Below are 15,504 nucleotides of genomic sequence, written 5' to 3' on the forward strand. Positions count from 1 at the left end.
CATCACAGACTTACTTCGCCGGCGCATACTTCTTGGTGATCACATACTGCTGCGCCATCGAGATCAGGTTGTTCACCACCCAGTACAGCACCAGGCCCGACGGGAAGAAGATGAAGATGACCGAGAACGCCAGCGGCATGAACATCATCATCTTGGCCTGCATCGGATCGGCCGGCTGCGGGTTCAGGCGGGTCGTCACGAACATCGAGATCGCGTACAGGATCGGCAGCACGTAGAACGGGTCCGGGGCGGTCAGGTCGTGAATCCACAGGATCCACGGCGCGCCGCGCATTTCGACCGCGGCCTGCAGGGTCCAGTACAGGGCCAGGAACACCGGCATCTGGATCAGGATCGGCAGGCAGCCGCCCAGCGGATTGATCTTCTCGGTCTTGTACAGCTCCATGGTGGCCTGCTGCATCTTGACCGGATCGTTTTTATGACGCTCGCGGATCGCCTGCATCTTCGGCGTCACGGTCTTCATCTTGGCCATGCTGCGATAGCCGGCTGCGGACAGCGGGAAGAACAGCAGCTTGATCAGGATAGTGAAGGCGACGATGGTCCAGCCCCAGTTGCCGATCATCTGATGCAGCTGGTCCATGGTCCAGAAAATCGGCTTGGCGATGATGGTCGCCCAGCCGTAGTCACGCACCAGCTCCAGGCCCGGGGTGACCTTCTCCAGCACTTTCTCTTCCTGCGGACCCGAGTACAGGCGGGCCTCGTCGGACACGGTCGCGCCCGGCGCCACGGTGCCCAGCGGGATCACGGTGCCGATGGCGAACAGGTTGTTACCCAGGCTCTTCGTGTAGATGTCGCGCTGGACCTTCTCCGGCGGGATGAAGGCCGAGACGAAGAAGTGCTGCGAGATCGCGATCCAGCCGTCGGTGGCCTTGGTCGCGTGCTCGGCGTTGCCCTTGGCGATCTTCTCGAAGGTCAGCTTCTGGTACTTGTCCTGCGAGGTGTACAGGGTCGGACCGGTGTAGCTGCTGTTGAAGTAGGTGTCGCCTTCCGGCTTGCTGCCGTCGTGCTGCAGCTGCAGGTAGAGCGACGGCGATACCGGCACGGTGCCGATATTGGTCACGTCATGGCGCACGCCGATCACGTAGTCGCCGCGGCGGAAGGTGAAGGTCTTGGTCAGGCGCACGCCGCCCTGCTCCGCTTCCAGGACTAATTGAGTCTGGTTGCCGTTATCGAGCGTAACCAGCGGCTTGGCCACGAACGGGGTGTTGTGGTTCGGCAGGACGCCGGTCGCGGCCGGGGTCAGGCCAGTCTGCGCCAGGTAGAGGCGGCCCTTGGCCGGATCGACGTGGAACAGCAGCTGGTTCCTGGTGTTGTCGACCTTGTCGCGGAACTTCAGCAGCTCCAGGCGGCGGATCACGCCACCGGCGGTGTCGATGTCGGCCTTGTAGACGTCGGTCGTGATCGTGATGATCTTGGTCTGGATCGGTGCCGGTGCGGCGGCGGCGCCTTCGGCCGGAACCGGGCTTGCTCCGGACTCGGGCACGGATGCGGGCGTGGCGGCCTGGGCCGGCAGATCGTTCACTTTCGGCTGGGTAGCGGGCGCGGTCGCGACCTTGGCAGGCGGCGCCGGCGAGAACATCGACTGCTTGCCGTTGGCCACCATCCAGTCGTTCCAGAGGACGACCAGCGAGACGGCGAACACGATCCACAGGATGGTACGTTTATTGATTTCCATTGGGTCTTATTCAGGAATGGTTGCAACCGCAAGCGGTTGGTGGGGATGGCACCGGATCGACACCGCCCGCGTTCCAGGGATGGCAGCGGCAGACGCGGCGCAAGGCCAGCCAGCCGCCACGGGCGGCGCCATGCGTGCGCACCGCTTCGATCGCGTAATTGGAACAGGTCGGATAAAAACGGCAGCTCGGCCCGAACATCGGAGACACCAGTAACTGGTAACCGCGCAACAGCCGGACGAGCAGCCAGTTCATGATGGCTGTCGTCCCGAGCTGTCCGGCGCAGGCGCCGGCGCCGGCTTGCGCGGCCTTGGCGCCTGCGACGCGAACAGGCGCGCCAGCTCGGTGCGCAGCAGCGTCTTCAGGGCCGCGGTCGTGGCCGGGCCGTCCTTGGCGTTGACCGGCCGCGCGAGACGCACGATGCAGTCGATGCCAGGGAGCGGCGTGGTGCGGAACAGTTCGCGCGTGATGCGCTTGATGGTGTTACGCGTGACCGCGCGCGGAGCGAAACGTTTGGCCGCGACGACGCCCAGCCGTGCGTGCGGCAGGTCATTCGGTCGGGTATAGAGCACGAAATGCGCGGTTTTTTGTACCGGGCGCAAACGAAAAACGGATGAAAACTCATCCGTTTTTACGATACGCCGAACGCGCGCGAAGTCGTGCGAACCTTCGCCTGTCATTACTTGAAGCGCGGTCGACAGGAGCGTCTGTTGGCTTAGACAGCCAGACGCTTGCGGCCCTTGGCGCGGCGTGCGTTCAGGACCAGACGGCCACCACGGGTAGCCATACGTGCGCGGAAGCCGTGCGTGCGCTTGCGACGAACGACGGAAGGTTGGTAAGTACGTTTCATGGTGGTCTCGCTTAAAGCAAAAAGAATGCAAAAAATCGGAGCCGGCTTCTCGTGAGCCGGCAATACGCCGATGACATTTCGCAGTTGTTAAGCCAGCGTCACGCCTCAGCAAAGCTTGTTCGCCCATGTGCTGAGTGCCTGAGTCGGCAATGCGTGTGGGCGGGGAACCCTGAATTAGACAGCATTTTCAGTCGAGCTGTCAAGGAAGCTGTTGCATTGCAGCGCCGCCGAGGGCGCAGGAAAAACGGTTGCGCATGTGCATCACGCTGTTGAGATTCGGTGGAAAAAACCTGCCGCGCCTGTGGATAACTTTCGAGAAGACAGTTAAAATAGAGTGTTACGCTTTAACTTGGTCGATGTATGGAAAACTTTTGGCAAGCCTGTTCTACGCAGTTGGAACTCGAGCTGACGCCGCAGCAATATACCGCGTGGATCAAACCACTTGTCGCCCTCGACTATGAGGACGGTAAGCTGCGCATTGCGGCGCCCAACCGCTTCAAGCTCGACTGGGTAAAATCGCAGTTCGCCAATCGCATCACCGCCCTCGCCTCCGAGTTCTGGGAGCGTCCGGTTGACGTGCAGTTCGTGCTCGACCCGCGGAACCTGCCGAAAAAGCCGGCCCCGACCACGTCCACCGGCAGCCAGGGCAACGGCGCCGGCCTCAGTGGGATCAACGGTGGCAGCGGCGCGCTGGGCATCAATGCCGCCGCCGACAACACCGTGCCGGCCACCCCGGTGGTCACGCCGGACAACGTCATCGCCAACAACCCGCGCCGCGAGCAGAGCCGCGTCAATCCCGAGCTCACCTTCGAGAACTTCGTGACCGGTAAGGCCAACCAGCTGGCGCGCGCCGCCGCGATCCAGGTCGCGAACAATCCGGGCGTCTCCTACAACCCGCTGTTCTTCTACGGCGGCGTCGGCCTCGGTAAGACCCACCTGATCCACGCGATCGGCAACCAGGTGATGGCGGATCAGCCGGGTGCGCGCATCCGCTACATCCACGCCGAGCAGTACGTGCGCGACGTCGTCACCGCCTACCAGCGCAAGGGCTTCGACGACTTCAAGCATTACTACCACTCGCTGGACATGCTGCTGATCGACGATATTCAGTTCTTCGGCGGCAAGAGCCGCACGCAGGAAGAGTTCTTCTACGCCTTCGAAGCGCTGATCGCCGCCAAGAAGCAGATCATCATCACCTCGGATACCTATCCGAAAGAGATCACCGGCATGGACGACCGCCTGATCTCGCGCTTCGACTCCGGCCTGACGGTCGCGATCGAACCGCCGGAACTCGAGATGCGGGTGGCGATCCTGATGAAGAAGGCGGAATCGGAAGGCGTGGTGCTGAACGACGACGTCGCCTTCTTCGTGGCCAAGCACCTGCGTTCCAACGTGCGCGAGCTGGAAGGCGCGCTGCGCAAGATCCTGGCCTACTCGCGTTTCCACGGCAAAGAGATCACCATCGATGTGGTGAAGGAAGCCCTGAAGGATCTGCTGTCGGTACAGAACCGCCAGATTTCGGTGGAAAACATCCAGAAGACCGTGGCCGACTTCTTCAACATCAAGGTCGCGGACATGTATTCGAAGCGCCGCCCGGCGAACATCGCCCGTCCGCGCCAGATCGCGATGTACCTGGCGAAGGAACTGACCCAGAAGAGCCTGCCGGAGATCGGCGAGCTGTTCGGCGGCCGCGACCATACGACGGTGCTGCACGCCGTGCGCAAGATCGCCCAGGACCGGCAGAAAAATGCCGAATGCAACCATGAACTGCACGTGCTGGAGCAGACACTGAAGGGCTGATGCACGGCGGGTAAAACCCTCTCGCTGTAAGGGATGTGCCGGGAGGGTTTTTCCTTAGTGATTTCTGGCAAAATATTGCGCAGACAACATTTTTACCTTATAAAAACCGAGGGATATTTATGCAACTGGTCAAAACCACCCGAGACACGCTTCTCCGGCCACTGCAGATCGTGAGTGGTATTGTCGAGCGTCGGCACACCATGCCGATTCTGGCCAATATCCTCATCCGCAAGAATGGCGAGAGCGTTTCTTTCCTGTCGACCGACACCGAGGTGCAGATCACGACCCTGGCCAATATCGGCTCGGGCCCTGAAGAAACCGGCACCACCGTCGCGGCCCGCAAGCTGCTCGACATCCTGCGCGCCCTGCCGGAATCGGGCGACGTGACGATGACCCTGCTGAACAAGCGCCTGACCGTGCAGAGCGGCAAGTCGCGCTTTGCCCTGCAGACCCTGGCGGCCGAGGAATTCCCGACCGTCTCCGTGGCCGACACCTACAACGCCTCCGTCACCCTGCCGCAGAAGACGCTGAAGCACCTGTTCAACATGGTGCACTTCGCGATGGCCCAGCAGGACATCCGCTACTACCTGAACGGCCTGTTGCTGGTGCTGGACGGCCACAACGTGATCGCGGTCGCGACCGACGGCCACCGCCTCGCCTTCGCCCAGGTGGAAGCCGAGCAGTCCTTCGAGCGCCAGGAAGTCATCATCCCGCGCAAGACCATCATCGAACTGCAGCGCCTGCTGGAAGAAAGCGACGAGACCGTCCGCCTGGACATCGCCGCCTCGCAGGTGAAACTGACCTTCGCCGACATCGAACTGGTATCGAAGTTGGTCGAGGGCAAGTTCCCTGACTACACCCGCGTGATCCCGAAGGGTTACAAGAACGACTTCACGATCAGCCGCGACGAACTGCTGCGCTCGTTGCAGCGCGCCGCGATCATGACCAGCGACAAGTTCAAGGGCGTGCGCTGCCTGATCGCCCCGGGCTCGATGAAGATCAGCTCGACCAACGCCGACCAGGAAGAGGCGGTGGAAGAACTGGAAATCGACTACGGCGGCGATTCGATCGACATCGGTTTCAACGTGACCTACCTGCTGGACGTGCTGAACAACCTGAAGTGCGACCAGGTGAACATCTCGCTGGGCGATTCGAATTCGTCGGCGCTGATGTCGATTCCTGAAAATGGCGACTTCAAGTACGTCGTCATGCCGATGCGTATTTAATTAGGGCAAAGCGCCCATATATTCGTCTATTGTGGCTACGTCGTTCCCGCGAAAGCGGGAACCCATGCTGAGCTGAACAACACCAGCATCGCACGCCTTCCCCATAGACGATTGAGACAGCAAGCCAAAAGCCAGCCGTCTGATTTACACGTTATTTGAGAAAGCAGTCATGTCCGAGAACACTCAAGCAGTTTTGGAATCCTCTCCTGCCAAGGCGGAAGAGTACGGCGCCTCGTCGATTCAGATCCTCGAAGGCCTGGAGGCCGTGCGAAAGCGTCCGGGCATGTACATCGGCGACACGTCGGACGGCACCGGCCTGCACCACCTGGTGTTCGAGGTGCTGGACAACTCGATCGACGAAGCCCTCGCCGGCTACTGCACCGAGATCCACGTCACGATCCACTCCGACAACTCGATCTCGATCACCGACAACGGCCGCGGCATCCCGACCGGTGTCAAGATGGACGACAAGCACGAGCCAAAGCGCTCGGCAACCGAGATCGCCCTGACGGAACTGCACGCCGGCGGCAAGTTCAACCAGAACTCGTACAAGGTTTCCGGTGGCCTGCACGGCGTCGGCGTCTCCTGCGTGAACGCGCTGTCGAAGTTGCTGCGCGTGACCGTTCGCCAAAAAGGCAAAGTGCACCAGCTCGAGTTCTCGCGCGGCGTTCCGATGGACCGCATCATCGAAGTCGTCGACGGCGTGGAAGTGTCCCCGATGAAGATCATCGGCGACACCGACAAGCGCGGCACCGAGGTCCACTTCTGGGCCGACGAGGAAATCTTCACCCACGTCGAGTTCCACTACGAGATCCTGAGCAAGCGCATCCGCGAACTCTCCTTCCTGAACAACGGCGTCAACATCAAGCTGACCGACCAGCGCAACGGCAAGGAAGAAATCTTCGCCTTCGAAGGCGGCACCCGCGGCTTCGTGGAGTACATCAACAAGGCCAAGAGCGTCCTCCACCCGACCGTGTTCCAGGCCACCGGCGACCGCCTGTCGGACCAGGGCACCAATATCTCGGTGGACGTGTCGATGCAGTGGAACGACTCGTACAACGAGCAGGTGCTGTGCTTCACCAACAACATTCCGCAGCGCGACGGCGGCACCCACCTGACCGGCCTGCGCGCGGCGATGACCCGCGTGATCAACAAGTACATCGACGAGAACGAATTCGCCAAGAAGGCGAAAGTCGAGATCTCGGGCGACGACATGCGCGAAGGCCTGACCTGCGTGCTGTCCGTGAAGGTGCCCGAGCCGAAGTTCTCGTCGCAGACCAAGGACAAACTCGTGTCGTCGGAAGTGCGCGGCCCGGTCGAAGAGATCGTGGCGAAGACGCTCACCGACTTCCTGAACGAAAAGCCGAACGACGCCAAGATCATCTGCGGCAAGATCGTCGAAGCCGCGCGCGCGCGTGAAGCCGCCCGCAAGGCACGCGACCTGACCCGCCGCAAAGGCGTGATGGATGGGCTGGGCTTGTCGTCCAAACTGGCCGACTGCCAGGAACGCGACCCGGCGCTGGCCGAACTGTACATCGTCGAGGGTGACTCCGCAGGCGGTTCGGCCAAGCAGGGCCGCGACCGTAAATTCCAGGCCATCCTGCCGCTGCGCGGCAAGGTGCTGAACGTGGAAAAGGCGCGCTTCGAGAAGATGCTGTCGTCGGAGCAGATCACGACCCTGATCGCGACCCTCGGCACCTCGATCGGCCCGGACGAGTTCAACGTCGACAAGCTGCGCTACCACCGCATCATCATCATGACCGACGCGGACGTCGACGGCGCCCACATCCGCACCCTGCTGCTGACGCTGTTCTACCGCCAGATGCCGCAACTGGTCGAACGCGGCCACATCTACATCGCCCAGCCGCCGCTGTACAAGGTGAAGGCCGGCCGCGACGAGCGCTACCTGAAGGACGACGTCGAGGAAGCGAGCTACATGATGCGCGTGGCCCTGAACGGCGCCGCCCTGCTGCCGAAGGACGGCGCGGAACCGATCACCGACGGCGCCCTGGGCGACCTGGTCGAGAAGTACAACAAGGCCAACGCCATCATGATGCGCCTGACGCGCGTGATCGACCGCGCCGCGCTGTCCGCCATCATGACCGGCGTGACCCTCGACCTGTCGAGCCAGGAAGCCGCCGAGAAATCGGCCCAGGCCCTGGCCGACGCGGTCAAGGACCCGAGCGTGAAGGTTGGCGTGCGCTCCGACGCACTGTCGGACAAGCACGCACTGCGCATCGAGCGCATCCACCACGGCAACGTGCAGGTGACCTCGATCGACGCCGACTTCGTGGCCGGCGCCGACTACGCGACCCTGGCCAGCTCGGCCGCCACCTTCCAGGGCCTGATGGGCGACGGCGCCATCATCCGCCGCGGCGAAGGCGAGAAGATGAAGGAATTCGCCGTGCGCGACTTCCAGCAGGCCATGGAATGGCTGCGCGAGGAAGCCGAGCGTGGCGTGTCCAAGCAGCGCTATAAGGGTCTGGGCGAGATGAATCCGGAGCAGCTGTGGGAAACCACCATGGATCCGACCGTGCGCCGCCTGCTGAAGGTGCAGATCGAGGATGCGATTGCTGCGGACCAGATCTTCACCACCTTGATGGGTGATGAGGTCGAGCCGCGTCGTCACTTTATTGAGTCGAATGCGCTGCAGGCGGGGAATATCGACGTTTGATCCTGCCCGATCGCTGATCGGCCAAAAGCCAGCCTTTCGGGGCTGGCTTTTTCATTTGCGCCGAACCGGCGCCTCAGCCACGTCGATAGACGCTTCGAACTGATTCAGAATCTGCATGATCGTCGAATTGGCCGCGTATTTGCGCTTCAACTGCGCAAGCTCCTTGTCCGTTCCCATGCAGGGCTTGAGGATCCGGCCATCGGCATCCTTGATGCGCCGGACCTGGTCGCAGCTTTCACGGCGGTCCATGAAGCGCTGCACGTCGCGCGGAAGATAATCCTGGGCCGGCACAGGAAATGCCTGCATCGCCAGGACAAGACAAATCAGGGATCGCTGCATTATTCACGCTCCATCGTTCCAAAGCCGGGCACAGGCAGCAATTGAAATACGGGACGGGAATGGACGTGTTGAAATTGCTCAGTCCGGGGAGGTAGCTTCGTCCATGGCGGCCAGGCGGGCGCATTCCATGAGATTCAATTCGATGAATTCATCCCAGCCGACCAGGTGGACATAATGGGCGTCGTAATAACGATCGACGCGGCAAACCAGCGGGCGCTCCGCATAGATCGCGCAGGACCTGCCCGCTTCGTCGAAATGCCTGCACGTGCCGTCGCCGCGGTCGAGGAAACGCGTTTCCTCCGCAAGGCCGACATGCCTGCAGCATGCCCCGCACCCGGTGCAAGGAAAGGTGCGGCGCGGAGCGACGACATCGTGCATGGACATCGTCAGGCAGCCAGTGCGGCGATTTCCTCGGTACGCTTTTCGGTCGACAGCACCAGGGCGCCATTCTCGTCGAGGATAGGCGTATCGATCATTGCCTTGACCAGCTGGGCGAACTTCACCGAGCGGAACACGATTTCGCGCTCCTCGTCCGAATATCTGGCGTAATTGACGCCGCTGGCTTCCACGGTGCTCGTCAGGTCGCTCACGGCACGGCGCAGCTTCGAGCTGACTTTCGAGAAGGTCGTGTTGGCGAGCGAAGACACGCGCTGGATGGCTTCGAGCTTCGAACACATGAGTTCGGCTTCTTTCTTGATCGTACGGGCCTGTTCCAGGTTGCTGTAGGCATTGTTCAGCGCCTCTTCGCCCTTGTTGCCGACGATGTGACCGAAAATGGCCAGGGCCGGGCCGGCTACGATGCCGCCCAATACCATCGTGCCGAGCGCGATGCCGCCACCGCCCGCGGCGAGGGAACCGCCGCCGATCCAGGCCAGGGTCGCGTTGGTTGCCGCCGCGCCGCTCAGGGTCGAGATGGCGGTGCCGGTGCTGGCCGTGGCCAGCAGCATCGTGCCGTTATAGGCGCCGAACGCCAGCGCCGCGCCGCCGCCCAGCCCCGAACCCAGGCCGAGGCCCGAGCTCTTGAGCAGCGCATAGTCGTCGCGCAGCGCCTGCAGCGTGATCTTCGAAAAATCGCCCAGGTTCAGCTTGTCCAGCTCGGGCGTGTGGACGGCCTTCACGTTCTTCAGCTTGCCGAAGGTGTCGACGAAATCGGCGATGACCCCATTGAAAGCGCGCAGCTTGCGGGTGCCGTAGTCCTCGAGGACCGTATTCGTCGCCTTGCGCTGCTCTTCGACGCTGCGGTTGGCGCCGTCGACCAGCGATTGGGCGGTGGTATTGATGTCTTTCGCATTGCTGTGATCGATGGCGCCGCTGGCGCCTTTGACGACGCCGTACAGGGCGGTGGCGCCCGCAATCGCGCCGAGAATGATGGGAACGGCCATGGTTATTGTCCTTATTCGAGAATGATGGCGAGGGTCTTCTGGGTTTCTACATAGGTGGTCCGGGCGCGTTCCAGCAGGTCGTTGAAGATGTAGTCTTCAAGCTGGTAGTGATGCCTGAACTCGTCCAGCAGCTGCCACTGGATATTCGAAATGCTGCCGTCCGCCAGGGCGAGCATCATGAGTTCGAACAGCATCAGCTTGGGCGCGCTGGGAATGTCCGCTTTCTTGTCCTTCAGGATCTCGCGCAGTACTTCGCTTGCCACCCGGACGCGCACGGCCGGGTCGTCCTCGTCGTGCAGTCGCAGAGGCTTGATCCGCGCGACCAGTTCGGATTCGATATCGGAGCGGCCGAGGGGAATGCCGGGAAGCCTGTGGAGGAAGAAACTGCCGCCTCCCTTGTCCGCGGCAATCGACGCCAGTTCTTCCATCATCCGGGTTTCATGCTCGTCACGCTGGATCGTGACGTTCGCGGATTTGGCATTGTCCGCAATCGTTTCGCGCCGCTTGCCGCCCCAAAGAACGGGCTTGTCCGACAGACTCAACAGCTCCGCCATGCAAAGGAAAGTGCGCTTGTCCTCATCAGAAAGCTGCTTCAGCAGCATGTATTACCTCCGGCTTATTTGGAAAAAGTGAATTGACGCGCCACGCTCACAGCCGCAATGGCTCGTCGGAATCCATGAAAGCATCGAATTCCGATTGCGATGCAAACTGCAACTGCTTGCCGAGCAAGGTCGCGTAGTGATTGATGGCGGCGGCGAGGTCGTCGACGCCGCCGCCGCGAAGTGCATCGACCGCCTGGAACAGGTCCTGTGTTTCACGACGCAGCTGCGGCATCTCGCTGGCCACCATCGCGTCCAGCGCGGCCTGCTCCTCGGCGATCTGCGCCCGCGCACCGGCTTCGATGGCGCGCACCCGCGCGAGGTGTTCGCGCGACAGCTCCGCCCCTTTTGCCGCGTCGAGCGCGCTCTGGTAGAAAATCGAGGAAAGGGTGTAGCCGACCATGCCGCCGATCGCGGCGCCAACGAAGGGAATCGGGACCACCACCTGGCCAAGCGCAGCAAACATGCCGCTCGACAGCATGCCCGTACCCTTTTCCCCGATTTCCATGAGCAGCTGCGATTCCGTTATCTCGCCGCGCACGTAGCTGGCGATCGACGTGCCCAGGGACAGGCAGACATTGACCACGAGCGTAGGAGCACTGGTATTCGCCAGCGCGCGGATGCCTTCGCGGCTGGATTGCTGCATCAGGGCCTTGGTTGCCGAGCCGACGAAAGCCGTACCGTAAGCGGTGGCGCCGGACTTGACGACGTCTTTTGCGATCTCGCCGGCGGCTTCGCGCAATTCCTTCTCGTTCTGCGCCACGGCGAAGGCATTCTTGAGCAGGGAAACGCTGCCGCCGATAACGGCGCCGTATTTGGCCGCCTGCGTGCCGGCCCGGTGGCTAGTCCTGGCAATGTCGCGTACCGTGGCGAGCGTCGGATGCTGGCGGTAGAAGATAGCCTCTTGCGTCGTCAGGCCGCTGTCGCAGACGTTGTCGGCAAGTTCCTCGTAATTCGCGGCTTCGCGCCGCAACCTGGCGGCCACCTCGGGCTTGCCGTTCTGCTCGGCCTTCTCGGCATTCTTGCGCAGGTTTTCGGCCTGTTTCTGGCAATAGGCCTTGGCGTCGACAAACTGTTCGGACGGCAGTTCCAGCTTCACGCCGCGATAGCGGGCGAACTTGCCGTCTTCGCCGGCGATCCGGGCAAACAGCTGATTGCGGTTACCGACGAATTTCATTTGGGTTTCGGTACCCTGGACGATCTGCCCGTCGAGAACCTGGACCCGGTCGACCACGTTATGGTTTTTCCCATACTGCGGCAGGTCGTCACTCCTTACCGTACGCTGTTTCGAGCCCTTGATGATGGCTTCCGCGTTATCGCGGCTGGTAGTCGCCACTTCGGCCGAAAAACCGGCCTGCTGCTTGATGTTCTTGGCAGCTTCTTCCGGATTTGCACTGACCTTGTGCTTGGCAATGCCGGCCAGGCCCTTCGCCAGTTTTTGGCCGGTCTCGTTATCGACACCGCGATAACCTTTGATGTATTCGGCGTTCGCGCTGCCGAAACGTTCCACCGTCTCCCTGGCCGACATGACGACGCCTGCGCGCACGGTGTCTGAATCCCGTTTTGCTGTTCCAGCCGACAATTTATCTTTCTTTTTCATAACTTTTATCATAGCACGCTGGTTTTACGGGCTTCAGGACTGGACTTGCATTGTGGAAAATAAATGACGCTTGAGCTGGTTGAATTCTTCCTTCGTCAAGGCGCCGTGCTGGTAAAGCTCGAACAGGCTTTTCAGCTTGTCGACCTGATCCGGATCGCGCCCGGCTGCATCGGCGACAACCGGCTCCGGTTTCGCTACCAGGCGGGAACAGATACGGCCGGCGCCACGCGCGACCGAGGCCAGGCTGGCATAGACGCCGCAAAGCAGGAAGAAAAAGAAAAGGATGACGCCGATCATCAGAATAATGCGCATGATTTATTGAATAAAATTCCAAGCTAGAAGGTATTCTCATCAAGGCAGCGACAAAAGGCGTCGCGGGAATTCATCGATCAAGCCTCAGCTTCGCCATGTGCCGCTGGACTGGCAAAGAAACCACGCTTTCTTTGTTTTTCTATTAATAGAGAATACCGCTGTGATAGTCTGTGCTCATGTTTTCGATAGCCAGCACCAGGCACTTCGGTGGCCTTCTTATGCAGAGCGATCAACGGCGCATGAGCACGGCGCTACTGATCGCCGTGCTGCTTCACGCGCTATTACTCAGCATTACCTTCGGTGGCCAGACCTTCGGCCTTCCCGGCTTCAAGCTGCCATGGAAAGAAAGGCGGCTCGGCGCCGACGATTTACGGGTCATGCTCGCGCCATTGCCGGCGCCGGCACAGGCCCGCAACAGCGTCTTTCCGCCGCGGCCGGAATCGCCCGCCCAGGAAGCCAATCCCGTGCTCGCGCCGGAGAACGTCTCCACGCTCGGCAGCACGGTGTCGTCCGTGTCGACGTCGCCGATTGCGGCGCCGTTGCCGAATCCCAAGCCGGCTGCGGCCTCGGCGCCTGCATCCGCGGTCGAACCCGTCATGACGGTGAACAAGCAAGCCCTTGCAAAGCTGTCGACGGCCCCTGTGCCGCGACAGTCCCCGGCACACATCGACGAAGCGCCAACCGAAAGCATCACCCGCGAAGTCGCGCAGCCTCCGGTTGAACAGGCGATCCAGGAGCGTGCGGCACTCGATCAGGCCGGACTCGAACAGGAGAAGCAGCTTGCTGAAAACCTGAGGCAAACCGAATTGATGGCCGCTGCACAACGCGAGGCAAGCCGCCAGGAGCTGCTCCGCGCAGAGACTGCCCGCGCCGAACGGGCCGCAAAGGACGAGGCGGCCCGACTGGACGCCGAACGCCAGGAACTTGCGCGGCAGGAGAGTCTGCGACGCGAAACTTTGCGTCAGGAACAGGCTAAGCAGGAAGAAAAAGCGCGGGAAGCGGCTGCCCGGCAAGAACAGGAAAAAGCCGAACTCCTTCGGCAGGAAGCGGCGCGCAAGGAAGCCATCCGGCAAGAGCAGGCAAAGCAGGCGCAACTGGAACTGCAGCGCCAGGAACGCGCCCGCCAGGAGGCCGCCCGGCAGGAAGCCGTTCGGCAAGAACAGGCAAAACAGGCGCAGCTGGAAGCACAACGCCAGGAAGCATTGCGTCAAGAGCAGGCCGCTCAGGGCGAAAAGGCGCGCCTGGCGGCAGAAAAACTGGAACAGGAACGCGCCGACGCCGCACGGCGGGAACAGGCGCTACGTGACAAGGCCGCGCAGGAAGCCGAACGCGAAGAGCGCCTCAAGGCGATCGGAAGACAGTTGGCTCAGGAGGCGGCACAACGCGATGCGGCATCGCGCTCTACCCTCCCCTCGGCCAGCAACCTGCGCCGCGGCTGGCTGTTCGGCCGCGCCGATGCGAATCGCGATCTCGTCCTTTACGCCGAGGCGATCAGCCAGAAGATCGAAAAGAACATGACCTTCGAGATGATCCGCGAGGTCATCAAGCAAGCTCACAATCGGCCGACGGTGACGATCGCCGTACGGTCCGACGGGACCGTTGAAAAGGTGACCTTCGTGACGTCGAGCGGCGTTCCCGCCATCGACGACGCAGTGCGCAAGATCATCGCCAGCCAGGCTCCCTATGGGGCATTTCCGCCGTCGCTGGCGCGCCAGTACGACGTGATCGAAATCCGCCGTACCTGGATCTTCGATATTGCCGTCCGGCTGGAATGAATCCCCTTTGGATTAACGATAAAGCCGTAGCTTGGCAACGGCCCGGCTCTGCATTCCTGTCTGGATCGACAGGGATGGCCGAGGCGTCGCAGGCTGCATGAAACTCGTCAGCACCCGGCCCAAGGGCTTTTCCACCCAGCGGTAAAAGGCCGCTCCGGCCGCCAGGCTGGCCATCCACGCCACCAGCATCCCGAGCGCCTGCTCATGCGGCTGATCCGACACGAAACGGGTAAACGCCGCATTCACCACCAGGCATACCGGAAAGTGGACGAGGAAGACCGAAAACGAGATCGCCGCCATGCGATTCACGAGCGCCCATCCATGGCCGCGATAATCCGCGAGCCTGATGCGGCCAAACAGGAACAGCACGCAAGCCACCACCAGCGCCACCGCAATCCGGCTGCGGAATTCGAGATTCAATGCCAGCAGCGTCGGCACCACCATGACCATCAGCAGCACGGCGGTTTCGCCTGGCCGGCGCGCCGGATCGCTCGCCCACCATGCCAGCATGCCGAGCCCGTAACTACCGAAGAAATACGGCGCCCACACATCCCAGTCGGCATCGCGATTGAAATACAGCAGGGAGATGCAGACGCCAATGGCAACCACGGCCGGCGTCAGCCAGGACCGGCGCCGCTGGTTCGAAACGCGGCCGGCACTCCACAACAGCAGGGTCACCAGCGCATACAGCTGAAAATCGATCGCCACATACCAGGCGCCTGCAGACAGGGCCTCATAACCCAGCACGTCATGCAGCAGCAGAAAATGTGCGCTCAGTTGCGGCAGCGTCGGCGGCGCCGAGATCGAATCGTGGGTCATCCATTGGCTGGCCAATGCGGAGGCGCCGATCGCCAGCAGCATCGCCGCCATGAAGGGCAGTGCCAGCCTGATATAGCGGCGCCAGATCGTGGCGAAAGGATGTTCAATGCCGGGATGGGCTTGCGGGGAGAGCGATTTCGCGGCCAGGAAGCCGCCGACGACGAGGAATACCTGCACGGCGATGCGGCCGTATTCGTCGAGCCAGTCGATCAGCGCCGGCATCAGCGGCCGCGCCTGATCGGCCATCGGGCCATAGAACGCCAGGTGGTGCAGGACGATCAGCTGCGCGGCGCCGGCCTTCAGCAGATTAATCAGGCCAAACTGTTTCTGGACCGTCCGTTGGGGCCCACCTGCTCCCATTCCTAACTTCATCGGCAATATCCTCAGCAATTCCTTACCCGACCTTCATCGGGCAAGGTGCTGCCGATATTGCCGAG

Annotated in this window: 15 protein-coding genes; 4 read left to right on the forward strand and 11 right to left on the reverse strand. The window is 61.8% G+C overall.

The features are described from left to right. Positions 1–10 precede the first annotated feature (10 nt). The 4 genes from yidC to rpmH are packed head-to-tail and all read right to left on the reverse strand — an operon-like array spanning position 11 to position 2,541. Complete coding sequence (gene yidC / locus AC1DOP_RS15795) at positions 11–1,693, reverse strand: membrane protein insertase YidC (protein WP_442121264.1); 1,683 nt, start codon at positions 1,691–1,693, stop codon at positions 11–13. Between the two features lie 10 nt (positions 1,694–1,703). Continuing rightward, positions 1,704–1,946, reverse strand: coding sequence for a membrane protein insertion efficiency factor YidD (gene yidD / locus AC1DOP_RS15800; RefSeq protein ID WP_442121263.1), 243 nt, complete (start codon positions 1,944–1,946; stop codon positions 1,704–1,706). After that, on the reverse strand, positions 1,943–2,371 hold the full coding sequence (rnpA, locus tag AC1DOP_RS15805; RefSeq protein WP_442121262.1) for a ribonuclease P protein component: 429 nt from the start codon (positions 2,369–2,371) through the stop codon (positions 1,943–1,945). The genes yidD and rnpA overlap by 4 nt, the downstream gene beginning before the upstream one ends. Positions 2,372–2,406: 35 nt before the next feature. Next, positions 2,407–2,541, reverse strand: coding sequence for a 50S ribosomal protein L34 (gene rpmH / locus AC1DOP_RS15810; protein WP_075796440.1), 135 nt, complete (start codon positions 2,539–2,541; stop codon positions 2,407–2,409). A 360-nt stretch (positions 2,542–2,901) separates the two neighbouring features. Here rpmH and dnaA point away from each other — a divergent pair, with 360 nt between their 5' ends. From dnaA to gyrB, 3 genes are all read left to right on the forward strand, one after another. Next, on the forward strand, positions 2,902–4,341 hold the full coding sequence (gene dnaA, locus AC1DOP_RS15815) for a chromosomal replication initiator protein DnaA (protein WP_442121261.1): 1,440 nt from the start codon (positions 2,902–2,904) through the stop codon (positions 4,339–4,341). 119 nt (positions 4,342–4,460) lie between these two features. Then, the gene (dnaN, locus tag AC1DOP_RS15820; RefSeq protein ID WP_442121260.1) at positions 4,461–5,567 is read left to right on the forward strand and encodes a DNA polymerase III subunit beta; all 1,107 of its coding nucleotides are present in this window, start codon (positions 4,461–4,463) and stop codon (positions 5,565–5,567) included. Between the two features lie 169 nt (positions 5,568–5,736). Next, positions 5,737–8,241, forward strand: coding sequence for a DNA topoisomerase (ATP-hydrolyzing) subunit B (gene gyrB / locus AC1DOP_RS15825; protein WP_442121259.1), 2,505 nt, complete (start codon positions 5,737–5,739; stop codon positions 8,239–8,241). Between the two features lie 51 nt (positions 8,242–8,292). Here the strand turns inward: gyrB and AC1DOP_RS15830 are convergent, their stop codons facing one another. From AC1DOP_RS15830 to AC1DOP_RS15855, 6 genes are all read right to left on the reverse strand, one after another. Continuing rightward, complete coding sequence (locus AC1DOP_RS15830) at positions 8,293–8,580, reverse strand: hypothetical protein (protein ID WP_477252149.1); 288 nt, start codon at positions 8,578–8,580, stop codon at positions 8,293–8,295. 78 nt (positions 8,581–8,658) lie between these two features. Then, positions 8,659–8,958 carry a YkgJ family cysteine cluster protein gene (locus AC1DOP_RS15835; protein WP_442121257.1) on the reverse strand — a complete coding sequence of 100 codons (300 nt, stop codon included), beginning with the start codon at positions 8,956–8,958 and terminating at the stop codon, positions 8,659–8,661. Positions 8,959–8,966: 8 nt separating this feature from the next. Further along, positions 8,967–9,962, reverse strand: coding sequence for a hypothetical protein (locus AC1DOP_RS15840; RefSeq protein ID WP_477252151.1), 996 nt, complete (start codon positions 9,960–9,962; stop codon positions 8,967–8,969). A gap of 11 nt (positions 9,963–9,973) precedes the next feature. Then, entirely contained in the window at positions 9,974–10,564 is a 591-nt protein-coding gene (locus tag AC1DOP_RS15845) for a hypothetical protein (RefSeq protein ID WP_477252153.1), read from the reverse strand. A gap of 46 nt (positions 10,565–10,610) precedes the next feature. Further along, positions 10,611–12,161, reverse strand: a complete 1,551-nt coding sequence (locus AC1DOP_RS15850) for a hypothetical protein (RefSeq protein ID WP_442121254.1) — start codon at positions 12,159–12,161, stop codon at positions 10,611–10,613. Between the two features lie 33 nt (positions 12,162–12,194). Next, positions 12,195–12,473, reverse strand: a complete 279-nt coding sequence (locus AC1DOP_RS15855) for an SHOCT domain-containing protein (RefSeq protein ID WP_477252155.1) — start codon at positions 12,471–12,473, stop codon at positions 12,195–12,197. A 218-nt stretch (positions 12,474–12,691) separates the two neighbouring features. Here AC1DOP_RS15855 and AC1DOP_RS15860 point away from each other — a divergent pair, with 218 nt between their 5' ends. Further along, a complete protein-coding gene (locus AC1DOP_RS15860; protein ID WP_477252157.1) occupies positions 12,692–14,248 on the forward strand; it encodes a TonB C-terminal domain-containing protein in 1,557 nt (518 codons plus the stop codon). 12 nt (positions 14,249–14,260) lie between these two features. On the opposite strand, the gene AC1DOP_RS15865 is transcribed toward AC1DOP_RS15860, so the two are convergent. Beyond that, a complete protein-coding gene (locus AC1DOP_RS15865; protein WP_477252159.1) occupies positions 14,261–15,439 on the reverse strand; it encodes an acyltransferase family protein in 1,179 nt (392 codons plus the stop codon). Positions 15,440–15,504: the final 65 nt, after the last annotated feature.

This window comes from Massilia sp. 01N410 (assembly GCF_056399665.1).